The following is a 22,875-nucleotide window of genomic DNA, read 5'->3' on the forward strand; positions in this document are numbered from 1 at the left end:
ATGATGCAAAAATTCTGGCTGTTCCTGACCCAACGCCGTACGCTGATTGTTATCGGCTGGTTGGCCTTTGCGGCACTGCTGTTCCTTGCCGGCGCACTGCTGCAATGGCCGTCGTCAGTGCCGTGGATCGTGCTGGCGATCGCGTTGGCCTTCGGCGCCATCGTCTGGTACTGGCGCTATCGAAAGACGCAGCGCGCCGCCGGCAAGTTGGGCGACATGCTGGAACAGCAGGCATCCAAGCCGGTCAAGGTCGATCCGGCCCAGCGCCAGGAAACCGAAGCGCTGCGCACCCGCATGCTGGACGCCATTGGCACCATCAAGAACTCCAAACTGGGACAGACCTCCGGCAACGCCGCGCTGTATGAACTGCCGTGGTATATGATCATCGGTAATCCGGCCGCCGGCAAAAGCACGGCGGTGGCCAGCTCCGGCTTGCAGTTCCCTTTCGCCGACAGCAAAATCGTGCAAGGCGTGGGCGGCACGCGTAACTGCGACTGGTTCTTCACCACCGACGGCATCCTGCTCGATACGGCTGGCCGCTATTCGGTCGTGGACGAAGACCGTGGCGAGTGGTTCGGCTTCCTGGACCTGCTGAAGAAATACCGCAAGAAGGCGCCGATCAACGGCATCATCATCGCCGTCAGCGTCGCCGAGTTGACCCGCAACCGTCCCGAATTCGCCATCAACCTGGCCAAGAACCTCCGCCAGCGCGTGCAGGAACTGACCGAGCGGCTGGAAGTGCATGCCCCGGTCTACGTTCTGTTCACCAAGGCCGACCTGATCACCGGTTTCAACGAATTTTTCCAGGACGCCGAACGCGGTGAACGTGACAAGGTATGGGGTGCCACCCTGCCCTACAGCCGCAGCACCGGCAGCGAAGAAGTGTTGAACCAGTTCGACGCCCGCTTCGACGAATTGTACGAAGGCCTGAAAGACCAGAGCGCAGCCAACATGGCGCTGCAATGGCGCGAACGCATGCCGCCTGGCGTGTTCACCTTCCCGCTCGAATTCAGCTCGATCAAGCCGGCGCTGCGCACCTTCATCGCCACGCTGTTTGAAGAAAATCCATTCCAGTTCAAACCCGTTTTCCGCGGCTTCTACTTCACCAGCGCGCTGCAGGAAGGCGAAACCGTATCGGCTTCGTCGCAACGGGTGGCGCAACGCTTCGACCTGCAACTGAAACCTGCCGAACATGAAGCAGCCCACCAGCAGCAGGGCTACTTCCTGCTTAACCTGTTCCGCAAGGTGATCTTCGCCGACAAGGATCTGGTATCACAATACGCCAGCCCGGCCAAGACCCGCATGCGCTACGTCGCCTTCTTCGCCGCCACCGCGTTGGCCGGCCTGGCGCTGGCCGGCTGGAGCTGGTCGTACATGAACAACCGACAGCTGGTGGCTAATGTGCAGGCGGACCTGGACCAGGCCATCAAGGTGCAGGAAAAATCGATGGATCTGCAATCGCGTTTTGCCGCGCTGGAGATCCTGCAAGACCGCATCGAACAGCTGGACAAGTATGAAGAGAGTCGCCCGATGTCTCTCAGCTTCGGCCTGTATCAGGGCACGCTGCTGGACCGCAAGCTGCGCGAGGAATACTTCAACGGCGTGCGCGAAGTGATGCTCAAGCCAGTCGGCCAGACGCTGGAAGCCTTCCTCGCCGAAGTTAATAGCGGCGCGGCGAATCTGCAGCCGATGGCGCGCCCATTGACCGCCAGCAGCAGCGGCGGCAACTCGGCGCCGCCGAACGCCACGCAGGCCGAAGCCGCAGCCGCCATCAACAACAGCGCGCAGCAGTTCAAGGACGCTTCACCAACCGATGCCGAAGACGCGTACAACGCGCTCAAGACCTACCTGATGCTGGGCGATAAATCGCGCGCCGAAGCCGGCCACCTGAACGACCAGCTGACCCGCTTCTGGCGCGTGTGGCTGGACACCAACCGCGGCACCATGTCGCGCGAGCAGATGATCCGCAGCGCCGAGCGCATGATCTCCTTCTACTTGGCGCAGATCAACGACACCTCGTGGCCGCAGATCGACACCCGTCTGGCGCTGGTCGACCAGACCCGCGACAATCTGCGCCGCGTGGTACGCGGCATGCCGGCCCGTGAACGGGTCTACGCCGACGTCAAAGCCCGCGCCGCCACCCGCTTCCCCGCCGTGACGGTGGCCGCCATCGTCGGCGATCAGGACAAGGAACTGGTGCTGGGCAGCTATGCCGTCCCGGGCAGCTTTACCCGCGCCGCATGGCAGGGCTTCGTGCAGGACGCCTTCCGCGAAGCCGCCAACCGCGAACTGCAAAGCGCCGACTGGGTGCTCAAAACTTCGTCCAAGGATGACCTGACGCTGGAAGGCAGCCCGGAACAGATCCAGAAATCGCTGGTGGACCTTTACAAGAACGACTATGCCCGCGAATGGCAGAAATTTGTGCAGGGCGTGACGATCCGTGACCTGTCCAACTTCGACCAGGCCGCAGGTGCGATGAACCGTCTGGGCGACCCGCAAAATTCGCCGTTGAATAAGCTGATGAACAGCGTCTACGAACAAACCTCGTGGGACAACCCGTCGCTGATCGACGCCGGCCTGCAACGCGCGCAGCGTGGCGTCAGCGGCTGGTTCAAGGAAACCATCCTGCGCCAGAAACCATCGCAGCTGAATATCAACGTCAGCAGCGGTGGCGTGCAGAACGCCGCCCTCCCGCTCGGCCCTGTCGGCCGGGAGTTCTCCGGCGTGGCGCGGCTGGTGGTCGCCAAGGACCAGGGCGCGTCGCTGATGCGCGGCTATATGGAGCAGTTGTCCAAGCTGCGCGGCCGCTTCAACCAGATCAAGAATCAGGGCGACCCAGGCCCCGGCGCCAAGCAGCTGATGCAGCAAACGCTGGATGGAAATGGCTCTGAACTGGCGGAAGCGCTGAAGTACGTGGACGAGCAAATGCTGACCGGGATGACCGATGCGCAGAAAGCCGCCATTCGTCCGCTACTGGTCCGTCCGCTGATCCAGACCTTCGCGGTGATCGTGCAGCCGACCGAAACGGAAGTTAATAAGGTATGGGCGGCGCAGGTGCTGCAACCGTTCCGCCAGTCGCTGGCCACTAAGTATCCGTTCGCCACCGAATCCAAGGCGGAGGCCAGCAACGCCGAAATCGGCGCGGTGTTCGGTCCGGAAGGCGCGATCGCCAAGTTCTTCGACTCCACGCTTGGTCCACTGGTGGTGCGCCGTGGCGACACGGTCAGCGCCCGCACCTGGGCCAATATGGGCATCAATCTGGCGCCGCCGGTGGTGGCCAGCTTCCCTGGCTGGGTAGCGCCGCTGGCGGCCAATGGTGTCGCAAACGCGGCCGCATCCAGCGGTGGCGAAGGCCAGACCAACTTCGACCTGCAAGCGCTGGGCGCCGTCAGCGCCACCGAGTTCACCATCGAGATCGATGGCCAGGCCTTGCGCTGGCGCGGCCAGCCGCAGCCTTGGGTGCATATGACGTGGCCAAATCCAGCCGGCGTGCCGGGTGCGAAGATCACCGCCATCACGCCCGAAGGCCGTAGCATTGTGGTGTTCAACGAACCGGGCCACTTCGGCCTGAAGAAAATGATCGATGCCGCCAAGCGCAAACGCAAGGACAACGGCGCCTTTGAACTGACCTGGGATAACTCGGGCGTGTCGGTTACCGCCAACCTGAAAATCGGCGCAAGCACGCCGCCACCACCAGTGCAGGCGCAAGCTGCCGCGCCTTCGACGGCAGGCTTCAAGCGCCTGCGTCTGCCGGATACCGTGACCGCGCCTGCACCGGCGCCAACGCCAGCCGCCGCTGATGCACCTGCCGCAGCTGCCGCAGCCGCCAAGCCCGGCCTTCCAGCCGGAGCAGCGGCTCCTGCCACGCCTGCCGCGCCGGGCGCTCCTGTCATGCCTGGCGCTCCGGGTGCACCGGCATCAGCGCCAGCACCGGGCCGCGCACCTGCACCGGTGCCAGCCACCATGCCGGCGCCGCAACCCGGCACCGTCATTCGCACCGCTGGAGCCCAGCCATGAGTCGCGGCGCCACCATCGCCCACATCGGCTACTTCGGCAAGGTGCCCGGACGCGGCGACTTCGTCAAAGGCGGCGACAGCCCGGCCCTGATCAAGGTGCTAGATGACTGGCTCGCCCAGGCGATGGACCTGATGAGCACCGACGCCCGCTGGAAGCTGAACTACGACGCCGTCGCGCCGCTGCACTTCGCCTTCGTCGGCCCGCGCCGCCGTCACGCGATCGCCGGCCATATCGTCGCCAGTAGCGACCAGTCGTCGCGCCGCTTCCCGTTCCTGATGACCAGCAGTGTGGAAGTCGCCGACCCGGCCACCTTTGTGCAGACCGCGCCGCTGGTGTTCAACCGCCTTTGGACCCGGCTGGCGACGCTGAGCAGCGGCGTAGTCGCCGCCAGCGATCCCGCCACGCCACTGCAAATGGCGGCCGCCGAAGCGATCGAACTCGATCTGCGCAGCGCCGCTTACCAGGCCACCTTCGAGGACTTTCTGGAACTGCAAACCATCGGCGGCCTCGATACGCTGTTGTCGCAGGCAGGATTCCGTGGCTCGTCGCGCCAGGTGCTGCTGGCGCTTGGCATGCTGCTGCAACCGGTGATGGCCAGCAGTTCCAGCCGGCTGGATAAAACGCTGCTGCTGCCGCTGCCGCAAGACCCGATGTACCGCAACCTGGTCGCCGCCTTCTGGCTGCACCTGATCACGCCCTTCCTGGCGCGCGCGGACTTCGAACTAGCGCTGTTCCTCACGCGCCAGCGCGAACAGCCGGTGCTGCTGGTCGGCTTTAGCGGTGCCTCGCCGGCTACGCTGCACGGCATCATGGACCCGCAGGCCGCGCAGGAACAGCAGATCGCGTTTGAACAACTGGACTGGGTGGAGGAACAGGCTGACAGCGACTACGCCGTCAAAAAACTGTCCACCTATCTGTCGCAGCCCTCCCTGTCACTCAAGTCCGCGCTGGAGTCGGTCAGCACGGCGTTTATCGGAACCTAGAATCATGCGTACTCTTTTATTCACAAGCCTGATGCTGGCCGCCGGCGCCACCTTCGCGCAGGCCAACGTGGTGCAACCGGGCCAGGTGCTGGCCGCCGGCACCCTGCCCGATGAAGCTAGCAAGGCCGCCGTGCTGGCCAAGCTGCGCGAGGTTTATGGCGCCGACAAGGTGGTCGATCAGATCTCCATCGACAAGGTGGCCACGCCGGCCAACTGGAACCAGTATGTGCAAAAGCTGCTGACGCCGGACCTGAAGCAGATCAGCCGCGGCCAGTTGAAGATCGACGGCAGCACCGTCAGCCTGCGCGGGGAAGTCGGCAACGAGGCGGTACGACAGCGCATCGCCAGCAATATCGCCACCAACCTCAATCCGACCTACACCGTCAACAATGGCCTGCGCGTATCGGCGGCCGACCAGGGCGTGCTGGATAGCGCGCTGGCCAACCGCATCATCGAGTTCGAAAGCGGCAAGGCCGAACTGACGCCGGCCGGCAAGGCGATTCTGGACGAGATGGTAGTAGCCCTGCGCAAGCTGGATAAGCGCAAGGTGGACATCATCGGCCACACCGACAGCGCCGGTCTGCGCGCCACCAATCAAGGTCTGAGCCAGGCGCGCGCAGAAGCGGTCAAGGCTTACCTGGCCAGCCATGGCATCAACGGGGAACTGCTGACGGCCAGCGGCCAGGGCCCGGACCGCCCAATCGCCAGCAACGACACGGCCGAAGGCCGCCAGCGCAACCGCCGTATCGAATTCCGTATGGCGCAGTAAAGAGGACACCATGTATTCTGCACAAGAGCTTTTAGAACCAATCTCCGTTAGCCAGCCTGCTGGTGGCGATCTGTCGTTTTCCCCTGAACTGGACGCGATTGCGCAGGCGCGCAAGTTTGACGACCCTTCGCTCGATCAGGGCGAATGGGTGACTGAATTGAAGGAAGCCGACTGGCCGTTCGTGGTGGAGCGCTGCGCGCATCTGCTCAAGACCGCCAGCAAGGATCTGCGGCTGGCCGTATGGCTGACCGAGGCCGGCGCGCGCGTGCACCATCTGCGCGGCCTGGGCGAAGGCTATCTGTTGCTGGCCGGCTTGTGTGACCAGTATTGGGATACAGGCCTGTATCCGTCGGCGGAAGACGGCGATAACGATCAGCGTACTGGCAATTTGAGCTGGATTTTGTCCCGCACGCCAGCGCTGGTGCGCGAGATCGGCTTGACCGAGAACGGCGATTATTCGACTGTCGATTTTGAATCGGCGCGCAAGCGTGCGGGCAGTGGTAATGAGGAACAGCAGAACCGCGCACCAAAGCTGGCGGACATGGAAACGGCCAAGCGCAATAACTCGGCACGGTTTGCGACGGCGTTCCGCGCGGATGCGCAGTTTTGCATCGAGGCGCTGGAGCAGCTGGAACGCGTCGCCGATGCGCGTCTCGGCAACGACAGCCCGGGATTCTCATCAGCGCGCGATGCGGTGAAAGCGATGCTGCATGCGATGCCGGCGCCGGCCGGCGCTTCGGCAGAAGCGCCGGAGCTCGCGTCGCCGGCGCAAGAGGAAGAAGTGATGGAAGAAGCCACTGGCGCCGTGGCAGCGGACGTGGCGCCTACCCGGCCGGGCGTGATCAGCAACCGCGCGCAGGCCGTGGCGCAACTGCGCGCTGTGGCGGAATTCTTCCGCCGCACCGAACCCCACAGCCCGGCCTCGTACTTCGCTGAGAAAGCGGCACAAGCCGCGTTGCAAGACCTGCATACCTGGCTGCGCAGCGTCGTAAAAGACGAAGCCTCGCTGGCCCATATCGAAGAACTGCTCGGCGTGCCGCCCGCAGAATAACGTCATTCCCGCGAAAGCGGGAATCCATACTCAGCATGGGTTCCCGCTTTCGCGGGAATGACGTGCTTACTTCACGGTGTACTTGAACTGCCCCTGCTTGTTGGCGCTGACCTTGATCTTGGCGATCGCCGCGCCTTCCGCCATGCGGGCCAGCACCGATTCCGCAATCTCCGGCAGCAGCGTGCCATTCAGGATATTGTCCACATTGCGCGCGCCGGAATCGACTTCCGTGCAGCGCGCCAGCACCGCTTCCACCAATGCCTCGTCGTAGGTGAACTCCGCCTTGTGGTTGGCGGCGATGCGGCGCTCGATCTTGCCCAGTTTGAGCTTGATGATATCGACCAGCACATCGTCCGGAATCGGATAGAACGGAATCACCTTCAAGCGGCCCAGGAATGCAGGCTTGAACTGCTTCATCAACGCCGGACGAATCATCTGCTCCAATTCCTCCACCGACGGTAGCTCTTCCGGCGACTTGTTCAGGCAAGCCTGCATCATCGCGCCCGACGCCACGTTGGAAGTCAGGATGATGATGGTGTTGCGGAAGTCGATCTCGCGGCCTTCCGCGTCATCCATCACGCCCTTGTCGAAAACCTGGAAGAACAGCTCCATCACGTCCGGGTGCGCCTTTTCCACTTCATCCAGCAGGACCACGCTGTATGGATTGCGGCGCACGGCTTCGGTCAGCACGCCGCCTTCGCCATAGCCGACATAGCCCGGCGGCGAGCCTTTCAGACCGGAGACGCTATGCGCTTCCTGGTACTCGCTCATGTTGATGGTAATGAGTTTGCGCTCGCCGCCATACAGCGCATCAGCCAGCGCCAGCGCGGTTTCGGTCTTGCCGATGCCCGACGGGCCGACGAACAGGAACACGCCTTTTGGTTTGTTTGGATCATCCAGGTTGGCGCGCGAGGTGCGCACGCGTTGCGCCACCGCTTCGATGGCGTGCGGCTGGCCCAGCACGCGCTGTTCCAGATTTTCCTTCAGACGCAGCACGGTCTTGATCTCGTCCTTGACCATTTTGCCCAGCGGGATGCCAGTCCAGCCGGCTACGATTTCCGCCACCACGTGGCCGTCCACCTGCACCGGCACCATTGGCGTTTCGCCCTGCAGCGCGCGCAGTTCGGCCACCATGGCCTGGATGTCGCGCGCCTGCCCGCCCTCGCCCGCCGCAGCCTGATCGCCGGCCGCCGCAGGTGCCGCAGTTGCGGCGCGCGCCTCGATGATCTTGGCCGTCAACGTTTTTTCCTTCTCCCAGCGCTCGGACAGGGATTTGTGCTGTTCGTCCGCCGCCGCGCGCGATTCGCGCAATTCTTTCAGGCGCGCAGCCGCATCGGCGCCGCCTTCGCCCTGCTCACGTTCCAGCGCGGTCGCCTCGGCATCGATGCGCTCGATCTTGCGCGCCAGGTTTTCAATCAGCGCCGGCGTCGCATTCTGCCCCAACGCCACCTTGGCGCAGGCGGTATCCAGCACGCTGATCGCCTTGTCCGGCAGCTGACGGCCCATTATGTAGCGATGCGACAGGCGCACTGCTTCGGTAATCGCCTCGTCGTACACGCGCACGCCAAAGTGCTTCTCCATCAATGGCGCCATGCCGCGCAACATGGCGCAAGCCAGTTCCTCGCTCGGCTCTTCCACCTTGACCACCTGGAAGCGCCGAGCCAGCGCGGCATCTTTTTCAAAATACTTCTTGTACTCGCCCCACGTGGTTGCGGCGATGGTGCGCAACTCGCCGCGTGCCAGCGCTGGCTTCAGCAGGTTGGCGGCGTCGTTCTGGCCGGCCGTGCCGCCGGCGCCGATCATGGTGTGCGCCTCGTCGATGAACAGGATGATGGCGTGCGGGCTTTTCTTCACCTCGTCGATGACGTTCTTCAGACGGTTCTCAAACTCGCCCTTGACGCTGGCGCCGGCCTGCAGCAGGCCCATGTCCAGCGTGTGAATCTCCACGCCCTTCAGCACATCCGGCACGTCGTTTTGCGCGATGCGCAGCGCCAACCCTTCCACCACGGCGGTCTTGCCGACGCCGGCCTCGCCGGTCAGGATGGGATTGTTCTGGCGGCGGCGCATCAGGATATCGATGGCCTGGCGGATTTCCAGATCGCGGCCAATCACCGGATCGACCTTGCCATCGCGTGCGCGCTGCGTCAGGTTGGTGGTGAACTGGTCCAGCGCCGGCGTCTTGCTGGCGGCGCGTGCTTGCAGGTCGCCGACTGGATCGCCGCCTTCATCGGCTGCGGCGGCCGGACGCGCCACCGGCGTCTCTTCCGAGCCGGCGGTGATTTTGTCCAGATTGTGCTTGATCTGCTCCAGGTCGAAGCGCGCGAACAGCTTGGAGCTGCGCGCCGCCAGTTGCGACAGTTCGGTGTCGGTCAACAGCGCCTGTAGCAGATGGCCGCTGCGGATCTGCGCATGCGCATCGTCCTGCAAATCGAGCGACGCGATCAGCCAGGCGTTTTCAAACAATTTAGGCAGGCGCGCCGAAAACACCGGGGTGCGCGTATTGCCGTTCTTGAAGCGCCCCACTTCCGCGCGCAGGTCGGCTTCCAGCTGCGTGATGCTGATATCGCTCTGGCGCGCAATTAGCGCCAGGTCGCTCTTGGGCTGCTCCAGCAAGGCAAGGAACAGGTGTTCAACGTCCACTTCATACTGGCCCAGCGACACGCACAGGCTGGCCGCGCGCGTGGCGGCGGCGCGGCTGGTGTCATTCAATTTGCTGATCAGCGTTTTCAGGTTGATGCTCATGTTGTTGTCCTTTTTATGATGTGTGTATCTCGTAGCGGACATCGCTGCGGTCGTGCTGCTGCGCCTCGGTGACCAGGAAACTGTCCCAGCCCAGGCGCCCGCCGCTGCGTTCATCGTCCAGCCGCGCGCCCTGAACATCTTCGGCGCGCAGCACCAGCTGCACTTCATATTCCAGCGCCAGGCCGGTGAACATGGTGACCATGCTCTCCAGCGCGCGCGCCGCTTTCCCGCCGGGCAGGAAGGATTCGTAGCCTTCCAGGTCCAGCGGCCCTACCACCAGCCGCATGCGCAGGTCGCGCTGCCACACGCGCTCCCCCGCCATTGCACCGCCACCCAGGACGGCGTTGGCCATGCCCAGCATGGTCTGCTGGCCGGCCGGCACGTCGTACCATGCGCCGATAAACTGCTCGATGCGTATCGATTGACAAAAATACTCCGACAGCACACGCGCAATCTGCACCGCAGATGCAGGCCGCTGGCGGATGGCGGTGGAAAAATACGCCATCGATTCATCCAGCACGCCATCGCCGCCGTCCGACAGGCGACGCCGCAATGACGGACTATGCATGCCAGCCAGCGACAGCAGCAGCGGCAGGAATTCATCCTTGCCATGAATCTGGTATTTCAGCTCCAGCCGATACTTGCGCCACGCTTCATAGAACAGCGCCAGCGCGCGGTTGGAAAATGTATCCAGAAACGCGCGCGGCCCCTCGTCCTTCTGGTACAGCGCATGGGCTGCGATACGCTCGGTGTAATGTGCCGGCAGCGTGCCGCTATTACCCAGAAAGCCCATAAACGCGGGCGTGATGCGGATGTAGCGCAGCTGCGCACTTTTCAGCGCTTCGCCCAGGCTGCGGGCGTCGGTCGCCGTGTCGCGCGGCTCCGGCTGCAGCGATTCCAGCTGGCTGGCCGGAAAAGCAAGCGAGGTCGAATTCTGGAAGCGCAGGAAATTGGCGACCGCGCCATCCTGCGGCGCGCCATGCTTCTTGAGCCACAGCTCCAGCATGCGCACCGCCTGGAAGTATTCGAAACGGTACGGCTGCGCGAACAGCCGCTCGATTACAGCAGGCTCAAATCGCCGCTTCGTGGCAAGCATCGCAGCAGTTCCTCTCCATTTTTGTTCGACTTGATCACCAGCTGCGTAAAGCTGTTGGCGTGGACGTACAGACCGAGGAAGCGTTCGACAATCTGTGCAAACGCGTGGATGCCGCTGCCGACGAAGGCTTCTTCATCCACCGTCAAGGTGACTTCAATGCCGCGCACCAGGCAGGCAAACGGATTCCCCGGCAGCCAGGTGTTAGCCGCCTTGTGCGCCACGGCGACGATGCCGCCGATCTGCCGCTGCGACGACGGCGAACGTGGCAGGTCGTACAGCGTGAGCATTTCGCGAAAGGCGTCGATGCCGCCACCGGCCAGCGATAGGTGGTTCAGCGACAGGTGCGAAATCAAACGCCAGTGCGCGCCACGGCCACGGGCGAAGCGATACGACGGCGTTGGCTTGCGCAGGAAACTGATGGCGCGCACGCTCGAACCGCCTTCCAGGAACAAGTCGCCGCCGCGCATGCCGTAGCTCAGTAACGAAGGCAGGTCGCGGTTGGTGCAGCTCAGCTCCAGGCTCAGGGTGTCGGTTTCCACCTCGGCCGGATCGAAGTCGATATCGACGATGGAAATCTGTGTTTCGTAACCGGGACTTTTCTCGGCCAGGTCTTCGTTGCGGCGCGCGACCCAGTAGTGACCATTTTTTTCCGGCGTCTGGCCGTGGCGCAGCGAGTAGAACGGACGGAATTCCTGCACCGATTCGCCCTGCGGCGTTTGCCGCACCAGCTTGACCGATTCAATCGCCTGCACCTCGTAGGCGAAGGCGCGGCGGGCGTCGGCCAGTACCGGATAACTGGCGGTGGCGTGCGTCAAGCGTATCGGCTCGCCGCGTTGGCGGAACAGGTTGACCACCGGGGTGCAGCCCAGCAGCACGTTATTGGTCGACAGCGTGGCCAGCATGCGCGCCAGGTTGGAGTCGGTGCGCATGCCGGACAGCGCCAGATGCAGCGTCACCGTCTTGCAGCCGGCCGGCATTACGCCGCTGATGGCGTGCAGGTCGATGTCGAAGAAGTTGAATTTTTCAGGGAAGCAGAAATATTCGGTCAGCAGCCGGTAGGCGGTGTGCGAGCGCGCCGAAAAATCGATCAGCGCTTCTTCTTCCGCAAAGCCGGCCGGCGACACCGGCACCTTGTGCAGCGGCGTCCAGCGGCCGTTGTCGTCCGCTTCCACATAGGCGGCGACGGCGCGGGTGAACAGCGCATCGCGCAGCGCGGCGCAGAACGACGGTTCGCCGTCGATGAACACGCGCAGCTGGCCCAGGCCCAGTTGCGCCAGCGTCACCTGCTCCGCCGTGCACGATAAGGTCAGGCTGATGCTGGAGGTGGCCTGCGCCGGCGGCCGCACGGCTTCCGGCGCGGCGATGATGGGCGCGAAGCTGGCCGCACTCAGCGCCAGCGGCGCCACCGTCACCGGATACGCAGTGCGGAAGGTGCAGGTGGCGCCGCGCACCGGACGCGTAGTCAGCTGCGTGCCGCGCGGGATGTCGCTGGCGGTGGTCAGCTGCGCGGCGGCGCCGCTGAAGTCCATGCGCGCGATCGAGCATGATGGAAAAGGCCGCAGGTAGTGCGGATACAGCACTTCAAACAGCGCTTCGGTAAATTCGGGATAGTCGTCGTCGAGGCGCTTGGCGATGCGCGAATTGAGCAGCGCAAAGGATTCGATCATGCGCTCGATGTGCGGGTCTTCGCACACCTCGCCGCCGATCAACAGGCGGCCGGCGATTTTCGGGTAGCGTTCGGAGAACTCGCGCGAATAGCGGCGCAGGAATCCCAGCTCCCTCTCGTAATACGGCAGTAATTGTTCCAAGATCTCAGGCTCCCAGCGGCGTCGGGCTCACGCGGCGCGCCTTGCTGATGGTGTAATGCAGGCTTGAGGGCTGCAGGACTGCGTCAAAATTGACAGGTTCGTGTGCGCTGTTGACCACCAACAGCGCGGTAATCGCAAAATTCAAACGGTTGACCGAATCGGCCCGCAACTCCAGCGACGCCTGCACATTGCGCAGGCGCGGCTCGTGACGGGCGATGGCCCGTTCCAGACTGCGGCAGATGAAAGCACGATCGTCTGTGCTCGACAGCGACAAGCCAGCGAAATCATTCAGGCCATACGTCGCAATCGACCGGCCGCATTCCGGAAACCGTTTCAGGAGTTCCTCCGGGATGACGGTGCGCGTGTTCAGCAGCGCTTCAAGATCGCGCGCGACCGAGTCCTTCAGGTCCTCGATCGACAAGCGCGACACCGTGCCGCTGGACGAGCCGTGTACCGGCACGTCCATCAGACGGTCGAACAAACCCGGAGTAAATCCCTTCATGACAACTTAAGCCGTCTTGTTGGCCGACAGGTCCCAACCGCCCGAGGTGTTACCACCCGAACCGCCACCCACTTTTTGCTGGGTGTACTTCCACTTCACTTTCGAATACTTCAGCGACACGTCTTCGGTCAGGATGTTGCCTGGTTCGACCGCTGGCGCCACGCTGGAGATCAGCACGTTTTCCAGTTCGATTTCGAAGTACTTCACGCGGTCGCCATTGCCGTCAGCGCGCAGGAATTCCAGCTTTGCTTTTGGCAGGGTTTTGCCCGAAGAGCAGTTTTGCAGCAGCAGCGGCGTGGCCAGGTCGGCCAGCTTGCTCACCACAATATCTTTGTGCTCGGTACGTTCGGCGGTGTGACCACCACCAGTCGACGCGGTGGCCGATTTCGGTTGCAGCACTTCCCAATTGACCGACTTGACTTCGATCCAGTCTTTATGGGTGGTGTCTGCCGATTCGCCTTTGATACCGTCGATTTGCAGGTAGACGTCGATTGCCATGGTATTCCTTTCAGGTTTAAAAAAAGTTAGTGCGACTACTTAGGATTTGGTCGAAGCGGGGAGCTCCGCGACCAGACGGAGTGAAACGGACAGCTCGTCGAGCTGGAAGTGCGGACGCAGGAACGACACCGCGCGATACACGCCCGGACGGCCTGGCACTTCCGACACCTGCACCGACGCTTCACGCAGCGGGAACTGCGCTTTCTGTTCCTGGCTGGCGTTATCGTCCAACAGCACGTATTGCGTCAGCCAGCGGTTCAGGAAGTCTTCGACGTTGGAAGCGGCGGCGAAGCTGCCGATCTTGTCGCGCATCATGGCCTTCATGTAATGGGCAATGCGCGAGACGGCGAAGATGTACTGCAACTGCGCCGACAGCACCGCATTGGCGTTGGCGGCGTCGGTGTTGTACTTCTTGGCCTTCTGGGTCGACTGCGCGCCGAAGAAGGCGGCGTAGTCGGTGTTCTTGCAGTGAACCAGCGAAATGAAACCGAGGTCGCTTAGCTCTTTCTCGCGGCGGTCGGTGATGGCGATTTCGGTCGGGCACTTGAGCGCCACTTCGCCTTCGTCGGTCTTGAAGGTGTGGGTCGGCAGGTCTTCCACCAGGCCACCGCCTTCCACGCCGCGGATCGCCGCGCACCAGCCGTAGTCCTCGAAGGCTGCGGTCAGCTTGGTGCCGAAGGCGTAAGCGGCGTTACACCACAGGTATTTGTGGTGATCGGTGCCGTCCACGTCTTCGACGAAGTTGAAGCCTTCGACGGTGGCGCCATCGGCCGGATTGAATGGCAGGCGGCCCAGGAAGCGCGGCAGCGTAAGGCCGACGTAGCGCGAGTCTTCCGATTCGCGGAACGACTTCCACTTCGCGTATTCGACGGTGTCGAAGACTTTCGACAGGTCGCGCGGCTTGCCCAGTTCACTGTAGGTCTCCAGGCCAAACAGCTCCGGCGACGCGGCCGAGATAAACGGCGCGTGCGCGGCGGCGGCCACGTGCGACATCTGCTCGATGAAGTACATGTCTTCCGGCTGGCGGGTGATTTCGTAATCGCCGATCAGCGCGCCGAACGGGGCGCCGCCGAAGGTACCGAATTCTTCTTCGTAGACCTTGCGGAACATGGTGCTTTGGTCAAATTCCAGCGCCGACTGGAAGTCCTTCACCAGTTCTTTCTTGGTGGCGTTGAGCATCTTGATCTTCAGATTCTGGCCGGTGCTGCTGTTCTTCACCAGGTAGTGCAGGCCGGTCCAGCTGCTTTCCAGTTTCTGGAATTCCGGCGCGTGCATCACGGCCGACAGCTGCGCCGAAATCAGACGGTCCAGTTCCGCCACGCGGGCGTCGATGGTGGCGGCCAGGTTATCGGAGACGACCACCGTGCCTTCCATCACCTGGCTGACCAGTTCCGCGATCAAATCCTTGGCGCGCGCATGTTCCACGCTGGATTTGGCGACCTTGCTTTGCTCGACGATCTGGTCCAGCAGCGCCACTTCGGTGGCTGCTGGGGCGCCGCCGGGAGTCAGTTGTGCGGACATGATCAGCCCTCCTTCTTGTCGGCGTTTTGCTGGCTGATTTCGACCAGTTTTTCAGTGCTGTGCAGGACGTCGTTGAGGATGTCTTCCAGCTTGTCGTTGCCGGCCAGCTTGTTGCGCAGGTCGGCCAGCTTGGTGCGGGCTTCCAGCAGCTTGCGCAGCGGATCGACCTGCTGCACCACCGATTCCGGACGGAAGTCTTCCATCGACTTGAATTTCAGGTCGACCGCGAACTCGCCGCCGTCCTCGCCCAGTTCGTTCTTGACGCGGAAGTTGGCGCGCGGCTCCACGCCCTTCAGCACTTCGTCAAAATTGTCGCGGTCGACGTTGACGAATTTGCGTTCTTTCAAACGCTTTTGCTCGACTTCCGAATTGCCGCCGAAGTCGCCCACGACGCCCATCACGAACGGCAGTTCCTTGTTCTCGATGGCGTCGCCAATTTCAACGTCATAGGTCATTTGCACCCGTGGAGGGCGGATTTTTTGCAGTTTTTTCTGCACGCTGGTGCTCTTGGACATGGCTTGTTCCCTTCTTTGGTTATTTCAAGGCGTCAAATGGATTGGCGCTGCTGTCTTCCTGCTTGGCCTTGCCGCCCTTCTTGGCGGCGACCTTGCCGCGCGCCGGCGGCGGTGGCGGTTGGACCGTGGCGGCAGGCGGCACCAGCACCGTTTCGCCCAGGCTTTCGCGCAGCAGCTTGGCCAGATCCTGCGACTCGGTACGGATCGAGCCGGACAGGTTGTTCTGACGGCTCAGGTCGGCCAGCGAACGGGTCGACAAACGCAGGCCGCTGATGGCGATGATGCTGTTGGCCAGCGTGTCGTTGGGGTCACGCACCAGCACTTCCTGGGCGTTGATGATGGCGTCACCGTACTGTCCGGCTTCATAGCGGGTCTGGGCGATGCTCAGCCACGGCGACTTGTCGGCGGGATACACTTCCGCCGCCTGCTTCCACAGCTTGACGGCCTGTTCCTTCTGGCCGGTGCTGGACGCGGTGCCGGCCTGCGCCAGCATGGATTGGAGACTGGGCTTGGCCGCCACTGGCGGCGCCACAGGGGCGGTGTTACAAGCGCTCAGCGCCACGACGGAAACGAGGGCGGCAGCCAGTTGCGAGGCGCGGCCAAGGGAGAGTACGGTTGTCATGCTTACCTCAGATTCAATATAAATAAACCAATATTTAAAAAACAATTCTGCAACTCGGCGCCACGTTATCAGAAATCTATTGTTGACGACGTTCAATTGAACTCAACCGTGCGCAGGCGGCTTGCAGGGCGATTGCCCAGACGCTGCGCACCGTTAAAACTCAGCCGTGCGACCCTTTTTTGAAAGCAATGTTACTGTTCTGCTACTTTCAAAACGGATAACGGTATGAGCAGCAAAATACTCTGGGGCGAAGGCCTGTTCTTACGGCCGCAACACTTTCAACAGCAGGACCGCTACCACGAGCAGCGGTTGCATCAAAGCGTGCAGGCGCTGCACCCGTACGCCTGGGGCGTCAATCAGATTCAGATCGACCGCGACGCTCTGGCCAACAACGGCCTGCGTTTGCTGGAGCTGTCGCTGCGCTTCCAGGACGGCGAGTTCTACGACGCCCCCGGCGCCGACGACCTGCCCGATCCGGTTGACCTGAGCCAGCTACCGCAGTCGCAGCAGACGATCACCTACTACGCCGCCCTGCCCGCCTTCAAAGCGTTCGGCGGCAATTTCAGCGATGGCAATAGCGGCAGCAACAACGCCGTGCGCTACCTGCAAAACAACCAGGACACGCCGGACCTGTACACGCACGCCGCCTCGGCGCAACTGAGTTACCTGAAGAAGACGCTGCGGATGGTGCCGGAATTTGAACCGCGCGATTCCTACACCCACTTCCCGCTGCTGCGTTTGCGCCGCGCGGCCACCGGCGGCTTTGAGCTGGATGCGTCCTTCGTCGCGCCGAGCCTATCGGTGCGCAGCGCGCCGCTGCTGTTCCTGCAACTGCGCCGCCTGCTGGACGCGCTGCAAGCCAAGGTCAGCGCGTTGTACGGCCATCACCGCGAACCGAGCAAACACGTGATCGAATTCCGCTCGGGCGACATGTCGTCGTTCTGGCTGCTGCACACGGCCAGTTCCGCCTTCGCCTCGCTGACGCATTACTTCCAGCATCCGGCGCTGCACCCGGAACGGCTGTACGAACAGCTGCTGAGCCTGGCCGGTGCACTGATGACCTTCTCCAAGAGCTGGACCCTGGCCGACCTGCCGCCGTACGTGCACAACGATCCGGGGCCGGGCTTCGCCACGCTGCACCAGATCATCCGCGAGCTGCTGGACACCGTGATTTCGTCGCGCTACTTCGCCATTGCGCTGCGCGAGGTCAAGCCGTCCTACCACCACGGCATGCTGGACTCCGGCAAGATCGACGACAAAACCACCTTCTACATCGCCGTCTCGGCCGCCATGCCGGCCGCCGAGCTGGTGGAGGTGGTGCCGCTGCGCTTCAAGGTCGGCGCGCCGGACGACGTCGATAAATTCGTGCTGTCGGCCATGCCGGGCGTGCGCCTGCAACACGCGCCGCAAGTGCCGGCCGCCGTGCCGGTGCGGCCGGACGCCATGTACTTCTCCATCGAACCGAAAGGCCAGATGTATGAGCGCATGCTGCAAGCCCAATCGATTTCCATCTATGTCCCTGGCGGCATGCACGACCTGAAGCTGGAACTGGTCGCCGTCACTTCGTGAACCGAGGAACCATGAATACCGTAACCGCACCTTCCCTGATGGGCGCCGCCCCGGCGCCAGCCGCCAGCAGCGCGCCGCAAACCCTGCTCGACCTGATGTATGACGGCTTCTACGCGCTGTTCATGCTGAAGAACGGCAGCGGCCCGGCCGAAAACGCCGAATTCGCCAACAAGATGACGCAGTTCCTGGACGACTTCGGCCGCGCCGCCCGCAAGCACAACGCCTCACCGGACGACATCGACGCCGCCAAGTACGCCTTCTGCGCGGCGGTTGATGAAATCATTTTGCGTTCGCCGTTCGCCATCCGCGACGCCTGGGAACGCCGCCCGCTGCAACTGGTGCTGTTCGGCGAACAGCTGGCCGGCGAAAACTTCTTCCACCGGCTGGAATCGCTGCGCGCACGCGGTAGCGCGCACCTGCAGGCGCTGGAGGTGTTCCACATGTGCCTGCTGCTGGGCTTCCAGGGTCGCTACATTCTCGAAGGCTCGGAGAAGCTGAACTACCTGACCGCGCGCCTGGGCGACGAAATCGCCCACATGAAAGGCAAGCGCGGCGGCTTTGCGCCGCATGCGGAACGTCCGGACCAGATCGTCCACAAGCTGCGCAGCGACCTGCCACTGTGGGTGCTGTGCTCGGTATTCGGCCTGATCTGCGTGCTCGGCTACATCGGCCTGCGCACCTCGCTCAACCGCGGCACCGAGCAGCAGGTGGCGGCCTATAACGATATCGTCAAACTGGCGCCACGCCAGGCCAACCTGACCATCACGCTGCCGTAAATGGATATCGCATCGCTGATTCCCTCGGCACTGGGGCTGTTCGGCACCGGCTTGAGCCAGTTCGCGCGCCTGATCACGCTGGCCAGCGCGCAGGACTCGGCGCTGCCGGAATCGCTGATGGCCGAGCGCTTTGCCGGCCGCGAAGGCGTCAACGAACTGTATGCGTTTGAAGTGGACGCGCTCAGCACCTCGACCGACCTCGACCTGAACCTGTTCATCGGCGAGGAACTGACCGTCACGCTGCTGCAAGCCGACGGCACGCGCCGCGCCTGGCACGGCATCTGCACCGAAGCCGCCTGGCTGGGCGCGGACGGCGGCACGGCGCGCTATCGCCTGCTGCTGGAGCCGGCACTGGCGGTGCTGCGGCTGCGCCGCGACAGCTACATCTTCCAGGACCAGAACGCGCAGGACATCATCACCGAACTGCTGGCCGACTACCCGCAGTTGCGGTTTGAATTCGACGTCACGCAGTCGCTGTCCACGCGCGCCATCTGCACCCAATACCGTGAAAGCGACCTCGAATTCTTCCAGCGCCTGCTGGCATCGGAAGGCCTGAGCTGGCGCTTTGAGCACGACCAGCCTGCCGACGAAGCCACCGATGGCCAGGCCAAGCACAAGCTGGTGATCTTCGACAGCAAAGCCGGTGCGCCGGACATGCCGGGCAATGCCGACATCCGCTTCCACGGCGTGCGCGCCACCGACAGCGAAGACGCCATCGACCAGTTTGCCGCGCGCCGTCAGGTGCAACCGAACGCGGTCAGCATCAGCAGCTGGGACCCGGCGCAATTGCTGGCGCCAGGCGCCGAGCAGCAATCGTCCCTGGACGCCGGCACCTTGCCTGCTCTGGCCGTGTACGACGGCGCCGGCGAACGCATCGCCAGCAGCGAGGCCGACCTGCACAGCCAGTTGATGCTGCAAGCGCTGGAACTGGACAACAAGACTTTCGAAGGCGAGGGTTCCGTCCGCCAACTGGCGCCGGGCCACGCCTTCGCGCTGACGCAGCACGAACGCTACGCCGGCGACAACCGCTTCGTCGTTCTATGGGTGCGGCATGAGGCGCGCAACAACTTCCCGTCCCAGGTAAAACAGATCACTTCGCCGCTGGAAGCCGGCACCTATCGCAATACTTTCGGTTGCGTGCGCGAAGCAGTGGCCATCGTGCCGCGCGCCATCGCCGCGCCGCAGGCCGCTACCGCGCTGGGACCGCAGACAGCCATCGTGGTCGGCGTGGCCGATGCGGTCGCCACTACCACGCGCGACCATCAGGTACGCATCCAGTTTGCCTGGCAGCGCGGCCAGGGCGCCAATCCGGGCGGCATCGCCCATGACACCGATGAACGCGGCAGCGCCCCCGGCGACGACAGCAGCGGCACCTGGGTGCGCGTGGCGGAAGCGCTGGCCGGCCCCAACTGGGGATCGCAATTCACGCCCCGCATCGGCACCGAAGTGTTGGTCGACTTCATCGATAATGATATGGACAGGCCGCTGGTGGTGGCGCAGCTGTACACTGGCTCGGACACGCCGCCGTATGCCGCCGGCGAAGACTCCGGCGCCAACCATGCCGGCACGCTGTCCGGCATCCATAGCCACAACTTTGACGGCGGCGGCTACAACCAGTGGCAGCTGGACGATACGCCCGGTCAGGTACGCACGCGACTGGCCACCAGCAGCGCCGCCACCCAGCTCAACCTGGGTTATCTGATCGCCCAAGCGCCCTCCTCGGCACAGCGCGGATCGTATCGCGGCGCCGGCTTCGAACTGCGCACCGACGCCTGGGCAGTGGTGCGCGGCGGCGAAGGCGTGCTGCTGAGTACCAGCGCGCGCGCCGCCCAAGGTGCCGGTGTCAGCTCGACGCAGATGGATGCGGCCGAGGCGGTGCGATCTTTGCAGGCGGCGCAGGAACTGGGCAAAGTGCTGGGCGACGCAGCCGTCAAACAGACCGCGTTGATCAGTGCGGATGGGGCCAAGGCGCAACAGGAACTGCTGTCACGCATCGATCCCAAAGACAAGGGCAAGCACGACGGCGCGGTCAACGGCCAGGAAGCGAGCAAGGCGCAAAGCGGCGCGCGGACCCTGGACGCGGACAAGCCGGTGGAAAAATTTGCCGAGCCGCTGGTGCTGATGGATGCGCCGGCCAGCATTAACTGGGCTACGCCCGCCTCGACCGTGCTGTTCGCCGGCGAACAGCTGCACTGGACCTCGCTGGGTGATATGCACATGACGGCGGCATACACGCTGTCGTCGGTGGCGGCCAATGCGGCCGGCTACTTCAGCCAGAACGGCGGCATCCAGGCCATTGCCGCCAACGGCCCGGTGTCGCTGCAGGCACATACCGACCAGCTGGAGATCCTGGCGGACAGGTCGATCAAAGTGATTTCTGTCAACGACAGCATCGAGGTCAAGGCCAACCAGAAGATTGTGCTGCAATCGGGTCAGTCGTCGATCACGCTGGACGGCGGCGACATTACCTTTGCCTGCCCTGGCAATTTCACCGTCAAGGGTGGGCAGCATGCGTTTGAAAGCGGCGCCAGCGGCAACGCCGGATTGACTGAGCTGCCTCATCAATTGGTCACGCCCAAACTGGAACCGTACAGCATCCGTTGGGCGGCCGTGTCCGCCTTTACCGGCGCCATGGCAGCCGACGTGGATGTGATTTCGGTGGTCAAGAAAACCGGCAAGCTCGCCTTCAGCGGCGTCACTGCCGGAGACGGCCGAAGCCCGCGTCAGCGGGACGAGAAAATGCCACAGGAATATTCCGTGCTGGTCGGCAGCGGCGACTGGGCGACCGACCTGACCACCGGTGAAGAACCACAAATGCTGGACGACGATGCATGGATGGATTGGGAAGCAGAAGAATGAACGAAGAATACACCGTCAGGAAGGGCGATACGCTGACGCGCATTGCGGCAGCATTCGGCGTCAGCAAGCACGACCTGGCGAAACTGAACAAGATTCAAAACCAGAACATGATCCGGGAAGGCCAAGTCCTGCAGATCCCGCCGAAAGTGGTGGAACTGGCGCCGCTTGAGCCGCTGCAGATCGACTTGTCGAGCCTGCTGTCGCTGCAGTTTCTGGACGCCGCCAACAAACCCATCGAAGGCATGGAAGTGTCCGTGTGCGTGGCAGGCGAAGTGGAAAAGCACAAGACCGACACCACCGGCAAGGTGCCGGTCATCACGGCCAAACGGGACGACGTAGTCAAAGTCGAGGTGAAGAAACCCACCGGCGACTGGAAGAAGGTGTCTGAAGTCAAGCTGGCGGAGCCGGCAACCCATGCGCGCATCACCAGTCCAAAAGTCGCGCTGCCGGCCGAGATGAAAGTCCATGAGGGACCAATGCAGACCACCAAGACCGACAAGCCCGCCCCACAGCCTGTCGGTACGGTGACCGAGGTGCGCAGCGAGAACGGCAACCCGGTGCAAAAGGTGGCGCTGGAATGTCCCAACACGGAAAATCTCCGGCTCGGCCCGAATGCGAAATACCGCGACGTGATTATTGCGGCGGGCAAGCGCAGCGGCTTTACGCCGCAATCCATCGCGGCCATCATGAATGCGGAAGCCGCAACCATCACGAATGTGACCTACATCCCGGTGATCGACAGGAAGACCAAAAAACCTGCGCTAGGCAAGGACGGTAAGCCGAAAACCAAAAAACTCACGGAAAACACCGGCGAATGGGATCCGCGATCTGCCTCGTCCAAGTCGTCGGCACGCGGAATGACGCAGTTCCTGGACGCCAGCTGGGTCGATATGGCGCTGAATGACGGCACTTTCTTGAATGAACGTGCCAAGAAGGAAGGCTGGATAACGACGCAGAAGTCGACCGTCATCAAGAAAAAGCAGCCGGTCGAGGTCGAGACCCCGGCATTCAAACGCGCGGATGGCAAACTGGTTACCAAGACCAAAGATACCGCCCTGGTGCGGATTTTGTCGTCCAAGCCGTATATCACCGGCCGCGCAACGGCCAGTGACGCCAACTTGCAGAAATTGCTCGACCTGCGCTACGTCGCCGAATACGCCATCAACACCGCGGTCGACTACGGCTTGCAGAACCTGAAGGGCCTGAAAGATGACGATTTCAAGCTGGATGGACTGTCTGACGGCGACAAGGCCAAGTTGATTTACCTGACCCACCATCTGGGCCTGTCGGACGCCAAAAAATTCATCCGTAATACCATTACGTCCGATACGGCAAAAGTTCTGCTGACGGCGCAGGTTGGCGCGGACCGCGCCGCCGAGTATGCTGCGGATAATGGCAACGATTACGTCAAAGGCCATCGGAGCTGGCTGTTAAATTTCGTTGACAAGAAAATCAATATTACTGAAAAAATGTGTGACTCCAGCAAGGCTGCCGCCGTGCGCTCGTTGCTGGATGTGACGGTAGCGATCAAATAATTCACTCACTGA

Annotated in this window: 16 protein-coding genes; 8 read left to right on the plus strand and 8 right to left on the minus strand. The window is 62.8% G+C overall.

Annotated features, from left to right (window positions below):
• The first annotated feature begins 3 nt into the window (after positions 1-3).
• Genes tssM through tssA form a run of 4 tightly spaced genes read left to right on the plus strand, consistent with a single transcriptional unit; the run spans position 4 to position 6,820 of the window.
• Entirely contained in the window at positions 4-4,017 is a 4,014-nt protein-coding gene (gene tssM, locus HH213_RS27875; protein ID WP_169115478.1) for a type VI secretion system membrane subunit TssM, read from the plus strand.
• The gene (tagF, locus tag HH213_RS27880; protein ID WP_169114443.1) at positions 4,014-5,000 is read left to right on the plus strand and encodes a type VI secretion system-associated protein TagF; all 987 of its coding nucleotides are present in this window, start codon (positions 4,014-4,016) and stop codon (positions 4,998-5,000) included. The genes tssM and tagF overlap by 4 nt, the downstream gene beginning before the upstream one ends.
• A gap of 4 nt (positions 5,001-5,004) precedes the next feature.
• Positions 5,005-5,769, plus strand: coding sequence for an OmpA family protein (locus tag HH213_RS27885; protein WP_110849598.1), 765 nt, complete (start codon positions 5,005-5,007; stop codon positions 5,767-5,769).
• 10 nt (positions 5,770-5,779) lie between these two features.
• Positions 5,780-6,820, plus strand: coding sequence for a type VI secretion system protein TssA (gene tssA, locus HH213_RS27890; RefSeq protein ID WP_169114444.1), 1,041 nt, complete (start codon positions 5,780-5,782; stop codon positions 6,818-6,820).
• A gap of 66 nt (positions 6,821-6,886) precedes the next feature.
• On the opposite strand, the gene tssH is transcribed toward tssA, so the two are convergent.
• The 8 genes from tssH to HH213_RS27930 are packed head-to-tail and all read right to left on the minus strand — an operon-like array spanning position 6,887 to position 16,124.
• Positions 6,887-9,562, minus strand: a complete 2,676-nt coding sequence (gene tssH, locus HH213_RS27895) for a type VI secretion system ATPase TssH (RefSeq protein WP_169114445.1) — start codon at positions 9,560-9,562, stop codon at positions 6,887-6,889.
• 13 nt (positions 9,563-9,575) lie between these two features.
• Positions 9,576-10,658: a type VI secretion system baseplate subunit TssG gene (gene tssG, locus HH213_RS27900; RefSeq protein WP_169114446.1), complete on the minus strand. Its 1,083-nt coding sequence runs from the start codon at positions 10,656-10,658 to the stop codon at positions 9,576-9,578.
• Positions 10,622-12,466: a type VI secretion system baseplate subunit TssF gene (gene tssF, locus HH213_RS27905; protein ID WP_169114447.1), complete on the minus strand. Its 1,845-nt coding sequence runs from the start codon at positions 12,464-12,466 to the stop codon at positions 10,622-10,624. The genes tssG and tssF overlap by 37 nt, the downstream gene beginning before the upstream one ends.
• Before the next feature lie 4 nt (positions 12,467-12,470).
• Positions 12,471-12,968, minus strand: coding sequence for a type VI secretion system baseplate subunit TssE (gene tssE / locus HH213_RS27910; protein ID WP_110849593.1), 498 nt, complete (start codon positions 12,966-12,968; stop codon positions 12,471-12,473).
• Between the two features lie 6 nt (positions 12,969-12,974).
• On the minus strand, positions 12,975-13,466 hold the full coding sequence (locus HH213_RS27915) for an Hcp family type VI secretion system effector (protein WP_110849592.1): 492 nt from the start codon (positions 13,464-13,466) through the stop codon (positions 12,975-12,977).
• 39 nt (positions 13,467-13,505) lie between these two features.
• A complete protein-coding gene (tssC, locus tag HH213_RS27920) occupies positions 13,506-14,987 on the minus strand; it encodes a type VI secretion system contractile sheath large subunit (protein WP_110849591.1) in 1,482 nt (493 codons plus the stop codon).
• A 2-nt stretch (positions 14,988-14,989) separates the two neighbouring features.
• Positions 14,990-15,502 (minus strand): type VI secretion system contractile sheath small subunit, encoded by a 513-nt coding sequence (gene tssB, locus HH213_RS27925; protein WP_169114448.1) that lies wholly within the window; start codon positions 15,500-15,502, stop codon positions 14,990-14,992.
• Positions 15,503-15,521: 19 nt separating this feature from the next.
• A complete protein-coding gene (locus tag HH213_RS27930) occupies positions 15,522-16,124 on the minus strand; it encodes a tetratricopeptide repeat protein (protein WP_229263200.1) in 603 nt (200 codons plus the stop codon).
• Between the two features lie 225 nt (positions 16,125-16,349).
• On the opposite strand from HH213_RS27930, the gene tssK reads away from it, so the two are divergent.
• From tssK to HH213_RS27950, 4 genes are read left to right on the plus strand one after another with little or no spacing between them, the layout of a single operon-like run.
• Positions 16,350-17,693, plus strand: coding sequence for a type VI secretion system baseplate subunit TssK (gene tssK, locus HH213_RS27935; protein ID WP_169114449.1), 1,344 nt, complete (start codon positions 16,350-16,352; stop codon positions 17,691-17,693).
• Between the two features lie 11 nt (positions 17,694-17,704).
• Positions 17,705-18,469: a type IVB secretion system protein IcmH/DotU gene (gene icmH / locus HH213_RS27940; protein ID WP_110849587.1), complete on the plus strand. Its 765-nt coding sequence runs from the start codon at positions 17,705-17,707 to the stop codon at positions 18,467-18,469.
• Entirely contained in the window at positions 18,470-21,328 is a 2,859-nt protein-coding gene (locus HH213_RS27945) for a type VI secretion system Vgr family protein (protein ID WP_229263201.1), read from the plus strand.
• Positions 21,325-22,863 (plus strand): LysM peptidoglycan-binding domain-containing protein, encoded by a 1,539-nt coding sequence (locus HH213_RS27950; RefSeq protein ID WP_158288114.1) that lies wholly within the window; start codon positions 21,325-21,327, stop codon positions 22,861-22,863. The genes HH213_RS27945 and HH213_RS27950 overlap by 4 nt, the downstream gene beginning before the upstream one ends.
• Positions 22,864-22,875 lie beyond the last annotated feature (12 nt).

Origin of the sequence: Duganella dendranthematis, assembly GCF_012849375.1 — a bacterium.
Classification (GTDB): Bacteria; Pseudomonadota; Gammaproteobacteria; order Burkholderiales; family Burkholderiaceae_D; genus Rugamonas; species Rugamonas dendranthematis.